The 16,480-nt window shown below is 57.3% G+C and carries 15 protein-coding genes and 2 pseudogenes; 11 read left to right on the forward strand and 6 right to left on the reverse strand.

Annotation, left to right across the window (positions count from 1 at the left end; all coding sequences use genetic code 11):
- Positions 1-55: 55 nt before the first annotated feature.
- From IGW03_RS27110 to IGW03_RS27125, 4 genes and pseudogenes are all read right to left on the reverse strand, one after another.
- A pseudogene (locus IGW03_RS27110) lies at positions 56-1,283 on the reverse strand (IS701 family transposase).
- An 88-nt stretch (positions 1,284-1,371) separates the two neighbouring features.
- Positions 1,372-2,180 (reverse strand): IS5 family transposase gene (locus IGW03_RS27115; RefSeq protein WP_151638187.1). Its coding sequence is split into 2 segments (ribosomal slippage): positions 1,372-1,835 and positions 1,835-2,180, totalling 810 coding nucleotides; the frame shifts between segments, so codons are not numbered across the junction.
- Between the two features lie 82 nt (positions 2,181-2,262).
- Positions 2,263-3,162 (reverse strand): LysR family transcriptional regulator, encoded by a 900-nt coding sequence (locus IGW03_RS27120; RefSeq protein ID WP_194725667.1) that lies wholly within the window; start codon positions 3,160-3,162, stop codon positions 2,263-2,265.
- A gap of 73 nt (positions 3,163-3,235) precedes the next feature.
- Positions 3,236-4,030 carry a crotonase/enoyl-CoA hydratase family protein gene (locus tag IGW03_RS27125; RefSeq protein ID WP_151638185.1) on the reverse strand — a complete coding sequence of 265 codons (795 nt, stop codon included), beginning with the start codon at positions 4,028-4,030 and terminating at the stop codon, positions 3,236-3,238.
- A 279-nt stretch (positions 4,031-4,309) separates the two neighbouring features.
- On the opposite strand from IGW03_RS27125, the gene IGW03_RS27130 reads away from it, so the two are divergent.
- From IGW03_RS27130 to IGW03_RS27180, 11 genes are all read left to right on the forward strand, one after another.
- Positions 4,310-5,533 (forward strand): CaiB/BaiF CoA transferase family protein, encoded by a 1,224-nt coding sequence (locus tag IGW03_RS27130; RefSeq protein WP_194725668.1) that lies wholly within the window; start codon positions 4,310-4,312, stop codon positions 5,531-5,533.
- 61 nt (positions 5,534-5,594) lie between these two features.
- On the forward strand, positions 5,595-6,752 hold the full coding sequence (locus IGW03_RS27135) for an acyl-CoA dehydrogenase family protein (protein WP_194725669.1): 1,158 nt from the start codon (positions 5,595-5,597) through the stop codon (positions 6,750-6,752).
- 11 nt (positions 6,753-6,763) lie between these two features.
- Positions 6,764-7,750, forward strand: a complete 987-nt coding sequence (locus IGW03_RS27140; protein ID WP_194725670.1) for an acyl-CoA dehydrogenase family protein — start codon at positions 6,764-6,766, stop codon at positions 7,748-7,750.
- 46 nt (positions 7,751-7,796) lie between these two features.
- Entirely contained in the window at positions 7,797-8,780 is a 984-nt protein-coding gene (locus tag IGW03_RS27145; RefSeq protein ID WP_151638181.1) for a Bug family tripartite tricarboxylate transporter substrate binding protein, read from the forward strand.
- Positions 8,781-8,793: 13 nt separating this feature from the next.
- A complete protein-coding gene (locus IGW03_RS27150; RefSeq protein ID WP_194725671.1) occupies positions 8,794-9,807 on the forward strand; it encodes a zinc-binding alcohol dehydrogenase family protein in 1,014 nt (337 codons plus the stop codon).
- A 62-nt stretch (positions 9,808-9,869) separates the two neighbouring features.
- A complete protein-coding gene (locus IGW03_RS27155) occupies positions 9,870-11,030 on the forward strand; it encodes a CaiB/BaiF CoA transferase family protein (RefSeq protein ID WP_194725672.1) in 1,161 nt (386 codons plus the stop codon).
- A 9-nt stretch (positions 11,031-11,039) separates the two neighbouring features.
- Positions 11,040-11,516 (forward strand): MaoC family dehydratase, encoded by a 477-nt coding sequence (locus IGW03_RS27160; protein WP_151638178.1) that lies wholly within the window; start codon positions 11,040-11,042, stop codon positions 11,514-11,516.
- A gap of 136 nt (positions 11,517-11,652) precedes the next feature.
- Positions 11,653-12,618: a Bug family tripartite tricarboxylate transporter substrate binding protein gene (locus IGW03_RS27165; protein ID WP_192805216.1), complete on the forward strand. Its 966-nt coding sequence runs from the start codon at positions 11,653-11,655 to the stop codon at positions 12,616-12,618.
- 65 nt (positions 12,619-12,683) lie between these two features.
- Positions 12,684-13,247, forward strand: coding sequence for a helix-turn-helix domain-containing protein (locus IGW03_RS27170; RefSeq protein WP_151638176.1), 564 nt, complete (start codon positions 12,684-12,686; stop codon positions 13,245-13,247).
- Positions 13,219-14,016 carry a transposase gene (locus IGW03_RS27175; RefSeq protein ID WP_225984828.1) on the forward strand — a complete coding sequence of 266 codons (798 nt, stop codon included), beginning with the start codon at positions 13,219-13,221 and terminating at the stop codon, positions 14,014-14,016. Before IGW03_RS27170 ends, IGW03_RS27175 begins: the two co-directional genes overlap by 29 nt.
- A 144-nt stretch (positions 14,017-14,160) precedes the next feature.
- The gene (locus tag IGW03_RS27180) at positions 14,161-14,703 is read left to right on the forward strand and encodes a helix-turn-helix domain-containing protein (RefSeq protein ID WP_151638175.1); all 543 of its coding nucleotides are present in this window, start codon (positions 14,161-14,163) and stop codon (positions 14,701-14,703) included.
- 313 nt (positions 14,704-15,016) lie between these two features.
- On the opposite strand, the gene IGW03_RS27185 is transcribed toward IGW03_RS27180, so the two are convergent.
- Complete coding sequence (locus IGW03_RS27185) at positions 15,017-16,111, reverse strand: IS701 family transposase (RefSeq protein WP_323745034.1); 1,095 nt, start codon at positions 16,109-16,111, stop codon at positions 15,017-15,019.
- A 79-nt stretch (positions 16,112-16,190) separates the two neighbouring features.
- Positions 16,191-16,478, reverse strand: a pseudogene (locus IGW03_RS27190) (integrase core domain-containing protein); the annotation flags it as partial.
- Positions 16,479-16,480 lie beyond the last annotated feature (2 nt).

Consider the following 16,480-nt stretch of genomic DNA (forward strand, 5'->3'; position numbering starts at 1 on the left):
CGTAAGAATCGCCAAACTGCTTGCGAGTTGTTCGCTTCCTGCACTTACTCACTGTTTATTGCTGCCGCTCAGCGATGTTCTGTGTTGCTCTTGACTTCCGCAAGCTTCGAGCGGGGTGAACGGTAACCTTTTTTTTATAGGCGGGCCGGGGCATTTCCCAGGCATGAAGAACTGTCAAGTAGGCATGTGCTGCCATGGCCAAGGTAATATGCCGATACCATCCATGCCAGCTGCGTACTTCATACTGGTCCAGACCAACTTCGCCTTTAGCGCTTTCAAAGCACTCCTCGACCGCCCAGCGAGATCCCGCTACCTTTACCATTGTTTGCAGATCACAGTCTTTTGGCGTGTAAGCGACGTAGTAAGTGGTTTCCCCGTCGCCGCTGCGGCTTCGACGCAATAACACCCAACGCTGGCCTGGCATCTGCCAACTCAGTACCGGGATTCTGATCCAGTCATACAGTCTTGGCCCCTTTGCACCGTCGCCCGCAGACAGCGTAGTCCATTGTTCCTCCTGCACCCGTGCTGCTAGTGCCGTAACGGTGATTTGACGAAGATCGTTATTCCAGACATGCTGATTCGATGCCACGGCCATCACATAATGCAAATCACTTTGCTCCAGCCATACACGCAGCGCCCGTTAGTTGCCATAGACCTCATCGGCGGTTATCCAGCTAAAGGGCACACCAGCCTGGAGAGCGCGCTCAAGCATCTTGCCCGCTATGACTGGCTTGGTAGCAAAGCTTACGTCATCCGGTATCTTTGCAGCCTTGCACCGGTCTGCGTCGCTCGCCCACTCCTTGGGCAGATAGAGTTCGCGGTCAACCAAGGTATGGCCAAGATCGCTCACGTACGCCATGAACACGCCGATTTGGCAGTTCTCAATTCTGCCTGCGGTGCCGCTGTATTGACGCTGCACACCTGCCGAATGCATACCCTTTTTTAGAAATCCGGTTTCATCGATCACCAGAATGGCATCTTGTTGCCCCAAGTGATCAACGACATAGGAACGCAGATCGTCGCGCACGTCATCAGCACTCCAATGTGCACGATCCAGAAAATGCTGAACGCTGTACGGTGACGGCTGACCGATTGCTTCGGCCAACTGCCAACTGCCAACCGTTCTTCCGTTCGATTGGCTTGAGCAGGCCTTCGAGATACTCCTGGGCACGCTGCTGCATTTCCTTACGCCCAAACCGGGGTGGCAGGCGGTTGACGAGATCGTTCAGTGACTTGTGCCAATCTGATGCGGCACGTACATACTGTCGAGCAGAGTCTTCCATGATGATTACTCCTAGAATCGCTCATCATCCTGAACAATTCTAGGCCTGCCGCCCTAAACATCAAATACGACTGCAGTATTAACAGCGTCTAACAAAATGATTTTTTAAGGATGCGCCAACAAATGATGGCGCATCCTAAGCGAAGGAACGCTTCATGAATCGACGGCAGTCGCTCATAGCGCACCCGCAGACGGCGGAATTGATGCAGCCAGGCGATGGTGCGTTCAACCACCCATCGGGTCTTGCCCAGATTCCTGCCATGCTTGGTACGGCGTCTGGCAATTTGATGCAGGATGCCACGCTGCTCCAGCGCCAGGCGGTGAGCACAACTGTCGTAGGCACGATCAGTCTGAACACATTTGGGCTTTTTCAACGGCCGTCCGCGTTTGCCTCGCATCGGCGGTACACCATCAACCAGCGGCACCAGCTGCGTAACGTCATGCCGGTTGGCCTTGGTCAGAATGACATTGACCGGGATGCCTTGCGCATCGACGAGAAGGTGGTGCTTGCTGCCCTTCTTACGGCGATCGGTTGGGTTCGGTCCAGTTTTTTTCCGCCATGCACGGACCTGACCGACGAACTGTCGGCCACCGCACGGGAGAAATCGATCTTGTCGGCGGCGCGCAGTTTGTCCAGCAGCACACCATGTAGCTTCTTCCATACGCCAGCTTTTTGCCAGGCCCGTAGCCGACGCCGGCAAGTCATGCCCGAGCCGCATCCCATCTCCTGCGGCAGCATTTCCCATGGAATCCCAGACTGCAACAGGAACAGAATGCCAGTCAATACCCGCCAGTCGTCCAGCGGCTTGCGGCCGGGATGGGTCTTGCGCCGTCGTTTGACCGGCAGCAGTGGCTGGACTATTTCCCATAGTTCATCGTCAACCAGTTCACGTGCCATGTTGCCTCACCATCGATACGCTCTACCGAGGCTTATGGCAGCATTTCGTTCATTTTGATAGACTCTGTAATTCAGCGAAGCCCTACATCGGTAATTGAAACTCACGGCAGGCAAGGGTACGGAAGCGCCGTGCAGCAGCACTTTCACGTTGAGGCAAGTAAATCAGGGCAAGGCCGATCTCCGCTGCTGCCGGAAAATCCATAAGTGCCCGGTAGACGATTTTTTCATTGACGAACCGTTGCATCACCGATGGCACAAGTGCAACGCCCAATCCGCTTTCTACAAGAGCGAGCACAGTTTGCACCTGCACCGCTTCTTGCGTGATCCGCGGCAGAAAACCGCCTCGTTGACAGGCAAGCATCACCGCATTGTGCAAACCCGCAGCTTCCGTGCGGGTGTACATAATAAACGATTCATCCGCGAGATCAGCCAGCGAAAGCAATCCTTTCGTTACAAGACGGTTTCCACGAGGTAGGGCGACAATAAACTGATCACGTTCGAGCGGCACCAGCGCTGCGGTTGAACTCCGTAACAATGGCGTACGCACAAGCCCTACGTCTAGCGAATCTTCCTCGACCATCTGGACGATCCGTGCTGAGGTTGCCTCGCGCAGGATTAATTCAACACCGGGATATTCGGTGCGAAACAAAGGTACAAGCTTTTGCAACATACCGAAGGTAGTCAAACCGACAAATCCCACTTGTAGCGTACCGCCGGTCCCATCAGAGGCGCTTTGAGCAATTTGAGCAAACTGGCTGCCATGAAATAACAGCCGCTTCGCCTCTGTCAATGCGGCTTCCCCGCTTGGAGTCAGGCTAACACCATTAGGAGAACGGACAAATAGCTTGGTGCCAAGCTCGGCTTCCAGCTTCTGGATCGAGACTGATAGGGGCGGTTGCGCCATATGCAGCCGTTCTGCCGCACGGCGAAAGTTCAGCGTCTCGGCTAGGACGACAAAATGACGAATTCGGCGCAGGTCCATGGTGGGAACATTTTCGTAGGGCAGCAGTATACCTGCTTTGCCCCGCATCGAGTTCCCAGGCAACTGGCGGCTGTCAGCCTTTAAAGACCGGTTCGCGTTTCTCAAGGAAGGCAGTGACGGCTTCACTATGGTCGGGAGTCTGGTGAGAAAGCGCCTGGTATGCAGCAGAGAGCTCGAGCAGTGTATCGAGACGTGAATGTATGCCTTCGCGCAGAAGGCGTTTGGCCAACCGTACTGCGTGAGGGGGATTCGCAGCGATCTGCTCCGCCAACGCGCGGGCGGTTGGAAGTAGTTCTTCGGGCTCAACCACCCGCGACACCAGGTTCCACGCAAGCGCCTGTTCAGCGTCGATTATCTGGCCTGTAAAGGACATTTCCGCAGCTCGCGACAGACCGATGACGCGAGGCAACAGCCAGGCGCCACCGTCGCCCGGGACGATTCCCAACTTGACGAAGCTTTCTGCAAACTTCGCATGCCGTGAGGCAATCCGTATATCGCACATGCAAGTCAAATCCAGGCCCGCACCGATGGCTGCCCCGTTAACTGCTGCGATGACAGGCACTTCCAGATTGAATAAGGCTAAGGGCAGTTTCTGGATACCTTGCCGGTATTCCTGCCGGATCTGCATGCCTGTGACTTCACCGGATGCCTGCCTCTCCATATCCTTGATGTTACCGCCCGATGAGAACGCATTCCCGGCGCCAGTAAGGATAACGGCGCGCACGCTGCGGTCATTCTCAATCCGTTGTATCGCAGCGATGAACTCCTGGACTGCGCTGTTTCCTGTCAGAGGGTTACGGCGCTCCGGCTCGTTCATGGTCAGTGTGACTATGTGTCCGTCTTGTTCGTAGAGTAGAAAGTCAGCCATCTGCATATCCTTTGGGCATGGTTTGAAAGCTGTTCAAGGATATTCAAAACGGTAACTGATGTCCAATATCATATTTATAGGAAACGATACCGGATTCGTATGAGAGGAAAATCCTTCTAGCAGATTTTATGCATATTGCAGCGCAATATAAATGTGGAGGTGATACGAGTTGAGTATCGTAGAAGGAAAATTTAATATTGGACTGCTGGTGCTCGCTCAAACTATTCTTTGTCTCGTGCCTAAACGGCAAGTGACATTGCAACTAGACAGGAAAGAGGAATGAAGACGGCATTGGGACACTTGAAAGTGCTTGACCTGACACGCGTTCTTGCCGGTCCATGGGCAACACAGAATTTTGCCGATATGGGTGCCGAGGTGATTAAGGTGGAGCGACCGGGTGCTGGCGACGACACCCGGAGCTGGGGGCCGCCGTTCCTGAAAGATGCGGAGGGTCACGACACCACCGACGCCGCATATTATTTGAGCACCAATCGCGGAAAGAAGTCGATCACCATCGATCTGGCATCGGAAACAGGTCAGGAAATCATTCGCGAACTGGTGCGCGATGCCGATGTACTGGTCGAAAATTACAAGGTCGGTACGCTTGCGCGTTATGGCCTTTCGTATAACGATCTCCGACCTTTGAACCCGCGCCTGGTGTATTGCTCGATCACTGGATTTGGGCAAGATGGCCCTTACGCTGCGCTTCCAGGCTACGACTTCGTATTTCAGGGCATGGGTGGGTTGATGAGCATTACCGGACATGCCGACAGCGAACCCGGCGGCGGTCCAATCAAGAGTGGAGTCGCCATTTCGGACCTGCTGACCGGCATGTACGCAACGACGGCCATACTTGCTGCACTAGAGCATCGCCACGTGAGCGGCGAAGGGCAGTACATCGACATGGCCCTGTTGGACTGCATCGTTGCGATCAACGGTTATCAAGCGATGAACCATTTCATGTCCGGCAAGATACCTCAGCGGATGGGAAACATGCATCCGAATATGGTGCCCTACCAGGTCTTTCGCTGCAAGGAAGGTGAGGTCATTGTCGCCGTCGGCAACGATTCTCAGTATGCCGCGTTTTGCCATGTCATTGGACGCAATGATCTGGCTGTTGATCCGCGCTTTGTCACGGTAGGGCTGCGCAACATCAATCGCGACGCCCTGATTCCGCAGATCGCCGAGACTATGCTGACCCGCACCATGAAGGAATGGGTCGCGAAGATGGAAGCTGCGAACGTTCCCTGCGGGCCGATCAACAACATGCGGCAGGTATTTGAAGATCCGCAAGTGCAGCACCGTCGGATGAAGCTGTCGCTGCCGCATTCCGTCGGCGGAGAAATTCCGAGCCTGGCCAATCCGATCCGCTTCTCGGATACGCCGATTCGCTATACGCATGCCGCTCCCACGCTGGGCGAGCACACGACTGAAGTGCTCGCAGAGCGTCTTGGCATGTCGGAAGAGCGCATCGCTGCGCTGAAAGCGCAGGGGGTCGTATGAGTTACTGTCTCAAACAAGGAAATTCCATGCAAGTTACTGACCGATACAAGGAAGCACCGTAATGACCGCGCTGCTCAACCATTTCCGTTTTGCCGTGCTTCCTGCCGAAGCAGAAGCCTTTCGGGCTGAAGTGAAGGAATTCCTCCGGACCAGCATGCCGGATTCGGCGCCGGATGTCCGCGCACGTTCCTGGATGGGCTTTTCCGCCGAGTTCAGCAGCGAGATGGCCAAGCGCGGCTGGGTAGGCATGACGTTGCCGCGTGAATACGGTGGCGCCAACCTGGATGCGTTTTCGCGCTTCGTACTGGTCGAGGAACTCTTGATCGCCGGTGCTCCTGTCTCCGCGCACTGGATTGCCGATCGACAGAGCGGGCCGCTGATCCTGAAATATGGCACCGAGGCACAGCGCCGCTTTTACCTGCCGAAAATCTGTGCGGCGGAAGCGTTCTTTTGTATCGGCATGAGCGAACCGAATTCCGGATCGGACCTTGCCAGCGTCGGCACCCGAGCCACGCGCACTGAAAAAGGCTGGCGACTTACCGGGCGCAAGATCTGGACGACCAACGCACCGCGGTGCCAGTACATGATTGCCTTGGTAAGAACTTCGGGCACCCCGGAAGATCGCCAGCGCGGACTGTCGCAATTCATCGTCGATCTCTCGCTGCCCGGCGTCACTGTGCGTCCAATCCGAGACCTGGCCGGCGACGCACATTTTTCGGAGGTGTTCTTCGACGACGTCGAGCTGTCCGACGATGCGCTGATCGGCCAGGAAGGCGGCGGCTGGGAGCAGGTCACCGCGGAACTTGCATTCGAGCGAAGCGGGCCTGAAAGGCTGTATTCCAGCATCGTGCTGCTCGATCACTGGATAGCCTGCCTGCGGCGAAGCGGCAATGCCGCCGCACATGCCGCTACCATCGGCCGGTTTGCCACCCACCTGGCGACGCTGCGCAACATGTCGGTGACTGTTACCAGCCAGCTGGTCAAGGGCGCCAGTCCGGTTGTCGAGGCTGCACTGGTCAAGGATATCGGGACGGAATTCGAGCAAACGCTTCCTGCGGTGATCGAGGCAGCGATCTCGGCCGATCCGCAGGAGATCGTGGATGCGGATTTGTACCGGACGGTGGCATATGTTAGCCAGGTTGCGCCGACTTACTCCCTGCGAGGTGGCACTCGCGAAATCCTGCGCGGCATGATTGCCCGCGGGCTCGGCTTGCGTTAAAGGAACCAGCAATGTTTGCAGAAGCCATTGAAGAGATTCTGAAGGACCAGTGCACTCCGGCAGCCGTGCGCGCCATAGAAGCCGGCGGCTCGGCCGAAGCATTATGGGATGCAATAGCGGATGCGGGCTTTCTCGAACTGCTCGCTCCGGAAGATCTCGGCGGCGCCATGCTGCCGTTGCCGGACCTGTTTCCGGTCCTGACCGCGCTGGGTGCTTATGCGATGCCCTTGCCGCTGGCGCAGAGCATCGCCGCCCGCACAGTACTGGCAGGACGTACCGAGATCCCGGCCGGCATGCTCACGCTTGCACCGGCTTTACGCTGCGCGGAAGATGGCAGTCTGACCTGTCCGCTGGTACCGTATGGCGCTATCGCCGATCATGTCGTCGTCCAGAATGAGGACCAGGTGCTGGTGCTGCCGGGAGCCAGTGCGGTACGGACGCTAACGGGCGTACATGGCAGCCTGGTTGCGACCATGACCTGGCAGCCAGAGAGCCAAACTGCGCAGACGACCTTGGCCGCGGGCGGCTTGGCCGAACTGGGCGCGGCATTGCACGCCGCACTGCTGGCCGGCGCCATGCGCCGCGTATTCGACATGACACTGCAGTATGCCAACGACCGGACGCAATTCGGCAAGTCGATCGGCAAATTCCAGGCGATACAGCACCAGATCAGCGTCATGGCTGAACACGTCGCGGCTGCGCTGATTGCGGCCGAGGCGGCATTCCAGGGCGATGCTCGCATGCCTGCACCGCTGGCGAGCGCCATCGCAAAATCGCGTACCAGCGAGGCCGCCGTACTAGTTGCATCGATTGCGCATGCGGTACACGGCGCCATTGGCGTAACCGAAGAATATGACCTGCAACTACTGACGCGCCGTCTGCATGAATGGCGGATTGCGCATGGTTCCGAAGCCCATTGGAACCAGGTCGTGGGGCAGCGCGTATTGCAGTCAGGCCAAGAGCGGATCGTTGATTTCATTCGTACAGCCAGCGTGTAAATATCATTTATAACCGACACGGCAACAATGCCGGAGGAGACCAGAGATGTTGAAAAAACCTTATCGCAGGATGGTAATATCGGCTGCAATCGGATGCGCCACAATTCTGATGCCCGCACTGCATGCGATCGCCCAGGAATTTCCCTCCCGCGTCATCAAGTTGGTTGTGCCTTTTCCTCCAGGCAGTGGAACGGATACGTCGGCACGTTACTTCGGCAAGAAGCTGTCCGAACTGACGGGACAGCCGGTGGTCGTTGAAAACCGACCTGGTGGAAACGGTTTCATCGGCGTCCAGAACGTATTGGCTGCACCTGCCGACGGCTATACGGTGTTCGTCGGAAGTAACTCCACGCTGGCGGTCAACGTCGCTCTGTTCAAAAAGCTGCCATACAACCCGCAGACCGATTTCGCCCCGCTAACAATGATGATGCGCGCGCCGGCGGTTCTCGCGGTACCGCCAAATTCGCCTTACAAAACGGTGTCCGACCTCGTCAAGGCCGCCAAGGCACAGCCGGGAAAGCTAAACTATGCGTCGGGTTCAGCCGGCTATCAGCTGATGGCTGAACTGTTCAATGACGTCGCCGGCGTCAGTACCGTACACGTGCCTTACAAGGGCGCTTCGGAAGCTCTTGCCGGGGTTGCGGCCGGCACAGTCGACCTGACCTTTTCGGACATCACCGCGACACAAGGACTGGTCAAGGGTGGCAAGGTACGTGCGCTTGCGGTCGCCTCCGAACGACGCGCGCCGGCGCTGCCTGACCTGCCAACCGCAGCGGAGGAGGGTTTGCCCGGATATCAGGCTTATGTCTGGGTAGGGGCAATGGTATCGGCGAAGACACCGAAAGCCGAAACCGAGAAGCTAGCGTCGCTCCTGACACAAATCGCCCGGATGCCGGAAACGCGCGAGTTCTATGAACGGCAGGGCGCGGAGGCAATGAGCGGCGGGGCGGAGGAAATGCGCCGATTCCAGGCTGCGGAGATCGAGCTGTGGAAAAAGATCGTGGTCAAGGCCAAAGTCGAGCAGCAATAAGCGGCAAGCCGACATGAAGGCAATCGGAATTCCTGCCGACCTCTACAGCCACGGTGCCGATTCACTGGTCGACCTCGACCTCGCGTGTCCGGTAGCCGGCGCACGAGATCTCCTGGTCCGAATCGAGGCGGTGTCGGTCAATCCGATCGACATAAAAATGCGCAGCGCACGGCCGCATCGCGACGGCCAGCCGCGCATTCTCGGTTGGGACGCTGCTGGTACCGTGGTAGATGTCGGGCCTCAAACAACGCTGTTCGCTCCGGGCGACCGTGTCTTTTATGCAGGCAGCATCGTGCGCCCCGGCTGCAACGCGGAATTGCACCTGGTGGACGAGCGTCTGGCTGGCGCCATGCCGACTTCAATGAGTTTTGCGGAAGCCGCAGCTCTCCCGGTCGCGTCACTGGCCGGATGGGAAGCCTTATTCGAACGCATGCATATTTCGGACGATGGCAGCGACGCCGGAAAATCCCTGCTGGTCATCGGTGGCGCAGGCGGGGTTGGATCGGTGGCAATTCAGCTGGCGAAGACAGTTGGACAACTCCATGTCATTGCGACTGCATCCCGGCTGCAATCGCAGGCTTGGTGCAGGCATCTCGGCGCCGATCTTGTCGTCGACCATCGTGGTGATCTTGCGGCACAGCTGCATGCGAGCGAAATAAGAGCGGTTGACTTCATTCTTTGCCTGTCAGACACGGACCGGTATTTTTCGACCATGGCTACGCTGATCAAGCCTCACGGGCATATCTGCTGTCTGGTGGAAAGCATGTCGCCGCTGCCCATGAATGAACTGCGAGGGAAGAGCGTTTCCTTCAGCTGGGAAGGCATGTTCACCCGTTCACTCCACGCGACACCAGACATGATTGAACAGCACCGCATATTGAACCGTGTCGCAGAATTGGTAGATGCGGGTCGGTTGCGCAGCATCGTGAAAGAATGTTTTGCAGGTGTCAACGCGACTAACCTTCGGCAGGCCCATGCACTGGTCGAAGCAGGGAATACCATCGGCAAGGTCGTGCTGGAGACATAGCTACCTGCCAAAGACAATGTGGGCCCGATCTCGGCCAAAATCAGCCTTATTAAGGAGAACTGATGCTTCCTTTGAACGGCATTCGTGTACTCGATCTGAGCACTGTCGTGTTCGGTCCGTATGCCAGCCAAGTTCTAGCGGACTACGGTGCGGACGTCATCAAGATCGAAGCGCCGGAAGGCGATTCTACCCGCAAGACCGGACCGACAACCGAGGCCGGCATGAGTGCTATCTTCCTTGGCGTGAATCGAGGAAAACGAAGCATCGTACTGGATCTGAAAACGCCGGCGGCACGAGACGCACTGCTTAAACTAGTCGATACAGCGGATGTGCTGATGCATAGCATTCGCCCGCAAAAACTTGCCGCGATCGGGCTGGACCTCGAGACTCTCCGTCAGCGCAACCCGCGCCTTGTCTATGTCGGCCTGCTCGGCTTTTCCGAGGGCGGTCCCTACGGCGGCATGCCGGCGTACGACGACATTATCCAAGGGCTTTCCGGCTGCGCCGCGCTGATGGAAATGCAAACCGGAACGCCTCAGTATTTCCCGACCATCGCCGGCGACAAAACCTGCGCGCTGGTCGCCGCGCATGCGATCCTCGCCGCACTGTTCAAGCGCGAACGTACGGGTACAGGCTCCTACGTTGAAGTACCGATGCTGGAATCCATGGTGGCTTTCAATCTGGTCGAGCATTTCTATGGCCAGCATTTCGAACCACCGCTCGCTAAGGCAGGCTACCCACGCGTATTAAACCAATGGCGGCGTCCTTATCGAACGACCGATGGATATATTTGCGCAATGCCATATACCGACGTGCACTGGAAGCGGTTCTTCCTGGAGTCCGGTAGATCTGAACTTGTGGGCGATGAGCGTTTCACCAACATTGCTGCCCGCACTACCCATATCGTGGACCTGTACGAGATAGCGGCGGATGTCATCGCCGGCAGAAGTACGAAGGAATGGCTGGCGACCTTCAACAGGCTTGAAATACCCGCATCCCCCATGCGGCGGCTGGATGAGTTGCAACAGGACGAGCATTTGAGAGAGACAGGCTTTTTCGAAACCTTGAGCGATCCCCAAATGGGGAAACTTGCTTTTCCCGGTGTTCCTGTGAAATTCGACCATGAGCGACCGCCGGTCCGAATGGCGCCGCGGCTGGGCGAACATACCGAGCAGATCATGACGGAACTTGGCATCGCCAAGCCACACATTGCTGACGACTGAAAGGATGACATGAGTGACACAAAACCAATGCAGCAACTTGGACAAGGCTACTACTGGCAAGATCTGGAATTGGGCCAGCGGTTCAAGACATTCCGCCGTGCTGTGACTGAAGCCGATCTGGTCGGCTTCATCGGTGTCACCGGCATGCTGGAAGTCATGTTCATCGACAGCGAACCTCTTCCAGGGGGCATTGCCGGCCGGCCAGTGCCTGCCGCGCTCACATACACGCTGATCGAAGGCTTGCTCCTCCAAACCATGATCCAGGGAACCGGCCTTGCAATGCTTGAGCTGACGCAGAAGATCCATGCTCCCGTTCTGGTGGGCGACCGTATTTACGCCGTAGTTGAGATCGACAATATTCGTCCGACCTCGAAAGGGGGCAGGGCAATCGTCGACTCCACCATCACGGTCCATAATCAGCGGGAAGAACTAGTCATGACTTATACCGCGCGGCGAATGCTGGCAGGACGCGGCCACGTGGCATGAGGAACAGGCCCGAAACGATAACCTAAGCGCTGCCACGGCGCACCAAAGTAACACTCCGCATTTGCGGGCGACGCATGCCAATCCAAGGAGAGACAACATGAAATTACCCAGCTTCGGCCAATTTCGGTCACGCTTGATGCAAACATTCGCCGTGACGGCCCTCGGCGTTACTGTGCTCGCAGTGCCTGCAGCACAGGCGCAGTCGGCTTACCCCAGCAAGCCGATCACGATGGTCATACCGTTTCCACCCGGCGGGCCGACGGATCTCGTTGCGCGTGTTCTCGCCCAGAAGATGGGAGAGCAGATGGGACAGCAAATCATCGTCGACAACCGGGGCGGCGCGAACGGTAATATCGGTTCAGCGCTGGTGGCAAAGGCGCCGGCCGATGGCTACACCGTGTTGTACAACACGTCGTCCATCGTTCTGAGCCCCGCGCTCTACAAAAGCCTGTCCTATGATGTGCAGCGCGATCTGGCCCCGGTCGCCCTCACGGCAACGGTACCTCTCGCGCTCGTGGTGAACCCGTCGCTTCCGGTCAATACCATGAAGGAGTTCATTGACTACGCCAAGGCCAATCCCGGCAAGCTGTCCTATGGCTCTGCCGGCAGCGGCAACATTACCCATCTCGGCGCGTTCCAGTTCCTGCAAGCTAACGGTATTGAGGCAGTGCATGTTCCATACAAGGGAAGCGCGCCGGCGGATGCCGATCTTGTTGGCGGGCAGATTCAATTCATGACCGACACGATCAATTCGGTCGCAAGCTTTGTGCGCGACAAGCGCATGCGCCTGCTGGCGGTGACCACACCAAAGCGCATTGCCATATTTCCGGATGTGCCGACGGTTGCGGAATCCGGCATGCCAGGCTTTGAAGTCAGTGCCTGGCAAGGGCTTATGGTTCCGGCTAAGACGCCTGAGCCCATCATCAAGCGGCTCAACAGCGAGTTGATGAAGGCGCTTCAAAGCCCCGATGTACAAAAGAAGCTGGGCGCCCAGGGGGCGATAGCAATTGGCTCGACGCCGGACGAATATAGTGCATATTTAAAAGCGGAGTTGGCTCGCTGGTCCAAGATTGTCAAGCAAACTGGTGTGTCGCTCGACTAGTGGGTCATTTGGCAACAAAAACAGGATACGACGGTCGAACGTTAAGATCACTGTAGGAGGCCACTATGAGTCGCATCCGGCAACATCCACTACGCTCACTAACTGATAGGGAGCGGCAGGCTTTGGAGCAATTGGTTCATGCGCGTAGTCAACGCGCTGATGTGGTGACATGGGCCCGAGAGTTGTTGGCGGTTGCCGAGGCCAAGACCTATGTTGAGGCGGCCACGCTAGTCGGACGGCGTTCCGACGAAGCGGTCAGCAAGTTGGTAGCACGCTTCAATCAGGATGGATTAGCTGCGCTTGAACCCCATGGTAAGGGCGGCCCCAAACCGACTTATGACGCCGCTGCGCGCGAACGGATTCTGGCTGAGGCCAGACGCACACCCGATCCTCAACAAGATGGCACGGCAACATGGTCGTTGATGACACTGCGTAACGCCCTGCGCCGTGCTCCCGATGGGCTACCCCATGTCAGCACTTATACCATCGCTCAGGTATTGCATGCGGCAGGCTTTCGCTGGGTGGCGGCGCGCAGTTGGTGTGACACCGGTAAAGCGGTACGCGTACGTTGTAGCGGTACTGTGACGGTCTGCGATCCCGATGCAGAAGCTAAAAAAAAATCTCATTGAGCGGGCCTATTGTGAAGGAGCCGGATTGGGCCTGGCGGTCTGGGCAGAAGATGAGGCCGGTCCGTACTCAACACGTCCCTATGCTGGGCAAAGCTGGGCTGAGCAAGGCCGGCCCAAACAGCAGCCACATGAGTACGTACGCAACGGTACGGCCAAGCTATTGACCTTGTTCTGTCCAGGCAGTGGCGAGGTACGCGCATGCGGCGTCACCCACGCCACCAATGCGGTGCTTCATCCGTGGCTGCAGCAAGAACTGGCCGCAATTCTGGAGGGCTTGCCTCAGCCTTCTCCGATTACAGATGCGAACGTGACCCACGCTGTGTGGGAGTCGTGGCAACAAGGATTGGAGATCCGCATTACGTTGCCACCGGTACTTCCGGCATTACGCCTGCTTCTGATTTGGGACAACCTGCGAGGACACTGGACACCTGACTTGATCGGATGGTTGTTCTCTCATGGAGTGATGCCGTTATTTACACCGTTGAGTGGATCATGGCTAAATATGGCGGAGTCAGTGCAACGCATTATTGTTAGACGTGCGCTGGCCGGGCAGTATCCGCAAACGCCGGAGCAAATCATTGCGTTGCTCGAAGCGACGGTCAATGGATGGAATCGGGCGCCCACGCCATTTCATTGGGGTGGCAAACGGCATGCGCGCCGGATGCGCTATCGTCAACGGCAACATGCCCTGGGTGGATCGGGGGCCTTTACTCGGCATCCTATACGACGCCGGGCCCAGCAAGTTGCAACAATACTTAAGCCAAGCTAGTTGCCAAATGACCCACTAGAGATCAACCTCCACTTGAAGCAGTTGCCATCGTCTGTTTAAGAAATAATACCAAGCCCACGGTTAAGCGAACCGCGTGTGGCGGTGGAGGTCTGAAGAAGACACGGTTCTGTGCTGGAGGCGGCCATGTTGACGCCAGAAGCGTTGCAGCGACTGCAACAGAACAACTTCGACTTGCTTGCTAGGGAAGAACCGAACGGGCGACGACGGCTGCGCTATATCGCCCTGGCGCATTTGAAGGAAGGCAAGAGCTATACCGAGGTGGCCGCCGCTCTGCGTACCACCCGTCATACCGTCGCACGTTGGGAGAGATGGTTCGAACGTGATGGCCTCAAGGGCTTGGGTAGCAAGCCCCGCTACTGGTGTAATCAGCGATTGCCACGGCAACAGGAAGAGGCGTTTCGGTTGGCCATCGAGCAGCTGCAGCAGGAACGTGCTGGTGGGCGTATCCGCGGCGAAGACATCCGCCAATTGCTGGCGCAGCAGTTTGACGTGGCCTACTCCCTCAACGGTGTATATGAACTTCTCAAGCGCCTGGGGACTGTGTGGATTTCGGCACGCTCAAGAAGCCCGTACGCCGATCCAGTCCGACAAGCGGATTTCGAAAAAATGTATGGTCCGTCCCTATTTGCAAGGCCCATTTTCTCTGACGTGAACAGTTTGCCTTAATGTATCCGTATATGGACTCCCGCTTTTGTGCAAGAGGTACTCAGAATGTGGTGCTGGTCGTAGTTGCATCCGTATATTCGGCTTCTGATTGATGCAGCAGTCACCGCATCGAGCCAACATGGAAATCCGTGCACTTTCTCCTTTTCGGCCTTAAGGCTTCATACCGCAGCCTACGGATACATCAGGATCTGAAAGCGCCGGTCTGACCGGTACACCATGTTCCTTTCTTCTTGCGCAACTAACACTACTCTGCCATGTTACTCACGCCGATGTAAGTGTATGGTGGCGCTGCATTGGGGACACTGGATGCAAATTACGGGGCGAAGCGCGGCGATAAGGGCGCGGCGTACCGCCGGCAATGATGGCTGGGGTGGCGGACCCGGTGCATTGGTTGCCGGTTTTCCCCCGTTTGTAAGGCACTGGCCAGGCGTCGGTGCTGCAGAAAGCCAAACGCAATCATCGTCAGTAACGCATGATGGTGCAGCCCGAGCCAGGATCTGCCTTCGTAATGGTCCAGGCCAAGTTCATCCTTGAGTTGCTGATGCGCCTGCTCGCATGCCCAGCGGGCCTTAATCGCACGTACCAGCGTCCTACGCGGCGTGTCAGGCGGGTGGTTGGTGAAGTAATATTTGCGCTCGCCGCTGCAACGCGCTTCGCACACCAGCCATGCGACTTGGCCAGGAAGATGCTGCCAATGTGAAGCCAGCACACCGTCTGCAACGCACACCCGCACCGCAGCGAAGTGCGCACTGAGCATGCCCTTAGTGCCACAGCGCCACGAACAGCGCCGCAGGGCCTTGGGACCCAACATTTCAATCATCTGCACAACCGACACGCTCGGTACAGAGGGTTTTGCATACTTGGCGGGGCGTCCCAGCGGAGGATTCGCCGGCATATTCAGCGTCACATCTGCTGGATAGACCTTTTGTGTCGGCTGCACAGCTACTGCCCATCGTAGACCTCGCTGCGTAAGCCCGGCACGAAAGCCTGCCGAACTGCCATAGCCCGCGTCGGCCAGCACCATGCCAAAGCGCACGCCGTCCGTCAGCGCGGCATCGATCTGCGCCAGCGCGATATCTCCCTTGGTTTCGAACGTGATTGACTCGGGCACCTTGGCTGCTGCACGACGTGCTTCGTCCTGTGCCCAATCCTCAGGCAGGTACAGCCGCAGGGCGATCGGCACTGGCACCTCCTTGCGCGCCAAGGTAAGCGAGACGAGCACTTGGCAGTTAGCCTGCTTGCCCAGCACGCCGCAGTGCTGACGCTTGACGCCGACCGAGTGCTTGCCCTGCTTGGGCAGCGCCGTGTCGTCCACGATCAGCGCGGCGTCCTTGCTGCCCACCAAGGTGTCAGCCGTCTTGCGCAATACCTGTTCCAGCGGAGCAGTGGACCAGGTCGATGTCGACACGAAATGGTGGAGTTGCTGCGTCTGCCCGGGACACACCCGCTGGGCCTGAGGTGTCCTGTCACTAATGGACACTCGTGTTTCAGGCGGCTTGCATATACCTGAAGGCATCTGCAAACACTGCCGGTGCTACATAGCCAAGGCGAGAATGACGCCGCTGGCGGTTGTAAAAGATCTCGATGTACTCACGAATGGCTGCCTTGGCATGGGCTCGAGTCGGATAGCGCTGATGGTGCGTCAATTCATTTTTCAGGCTGCCCCAGAAGCTCTCCATGGGGGCATTGTCATGGCAGTTTCCTTTGCGTGACATAGACGCACGCATGCCGAACTGGCGTAACAACTGGCGATAGGCATGCGCACAATATTGGGCGG

The sequence above is a fragment of the Noviherbaspirillum malthae genome (genome assembly GCF_015352985.1).
Classification (GTDB): domain Bacteria; phylum Pseudomonadota; class Gammaproteobacteria; order Burkholderiales; family Burkholderiaceae_D; genus Noviherbaspirillum; species Noviherbaspirillum malthae.

Excerpts from the sequence above, each read along its gene's own strand:
- IGW03_RS27125 (WP_151638185.1), bottom strand. The coding sequence starts at position 4,030 with ATGGCTGACTTTCTACTCTACGAACAAGACGGACACATAGTCACACTG.
- IGW03_RS27145 (WP_151638181.1), top strand. The coding sequence starts at position 7,797 with ATGTTGAAAAAACCTTATCGCAGGATGGTAATATCGGCTGCAATCGGA.
- IGW03_RS27175 (WP_225984828.1), top strand. The coding sequence starts at position 13,219 with ATGCAGAAGCTAAAAAAAAATCTCATTGAGCGGGCCTATTGTGAAGGA.
- IGW03_RS27165 (WP_192805216.1), top strand. The coding sequence starts at position 11,653 with ATGCAAACATTCGCCGTGACGGCCCTCGGCGTTACTGTGCTCGCAGTG.
- IGW03_RS27130 (WP_194725668.1), top strand. The coding sequence starts at position 4,310 with ATGAAGACGGCATTGGGACACTTGAAAGTGCTTGACCTGACACGCGTT.
- IGW03_RS27135 (WP_194725669.1), top strand. The coding sequence starts at position 5,595 with ATGACCGCGCTGCTCAACCATTTCCGTTTTGCCGTGCTTCCTGCCGAA.
- IGW03_RS27155 (WP_194725672.1), top strand. The coding sequence starts at position 9,870 with ATGCTTCCTTTGAACGGCATTCGTGTACTCGATCTGAGCACTGTCGTG.
- IGW03_RS27180 (WP_151638175.1), top strand. The coding sequence starts at position 14,161 with ATGTTGACGCCAGAAGCGTTGCAGCGACTGCAACAGAACAACTTCGAC.
- IGW03_RS27120 (WP_194725667.1), bottom strand. The coding sequence starts at position 3,162 with ATGGACCTGCGCCGAATTCGTCATTTTGTCGTCCTAGCCGAGACGCTG.
- IGW03_RS27160 (WP_151638178.1), top strand. The coding sequence starts at position 11,040 with ATGAGTGACACAAAACCAATGCAGCAACTTGGACAAGGCTACTACTGG.
- IGW03_RS27140 (WP_194725670.1), top strand. The coding sequence starts at position 6,764 with ATGTTTGCAGAAGCCATTGAAGAGATTCTGAAGGACCAGTGCACTCCG.
- IGW03_RS27150 (WP_194725671.1), top strand. The coding sequence starts at position 8,794 with ATGAAGGCAATCGGAATTCCTGCCGACCTCTACAGCCACGGTGCCGAT.
- IGW03_RS27170 (WP_151638176.1), top strand. The coding sequence starts at position 12,684 with ATGAGTCGCATCCGGCAACATCCACTACGCTCACTAACTGATAGGGAG.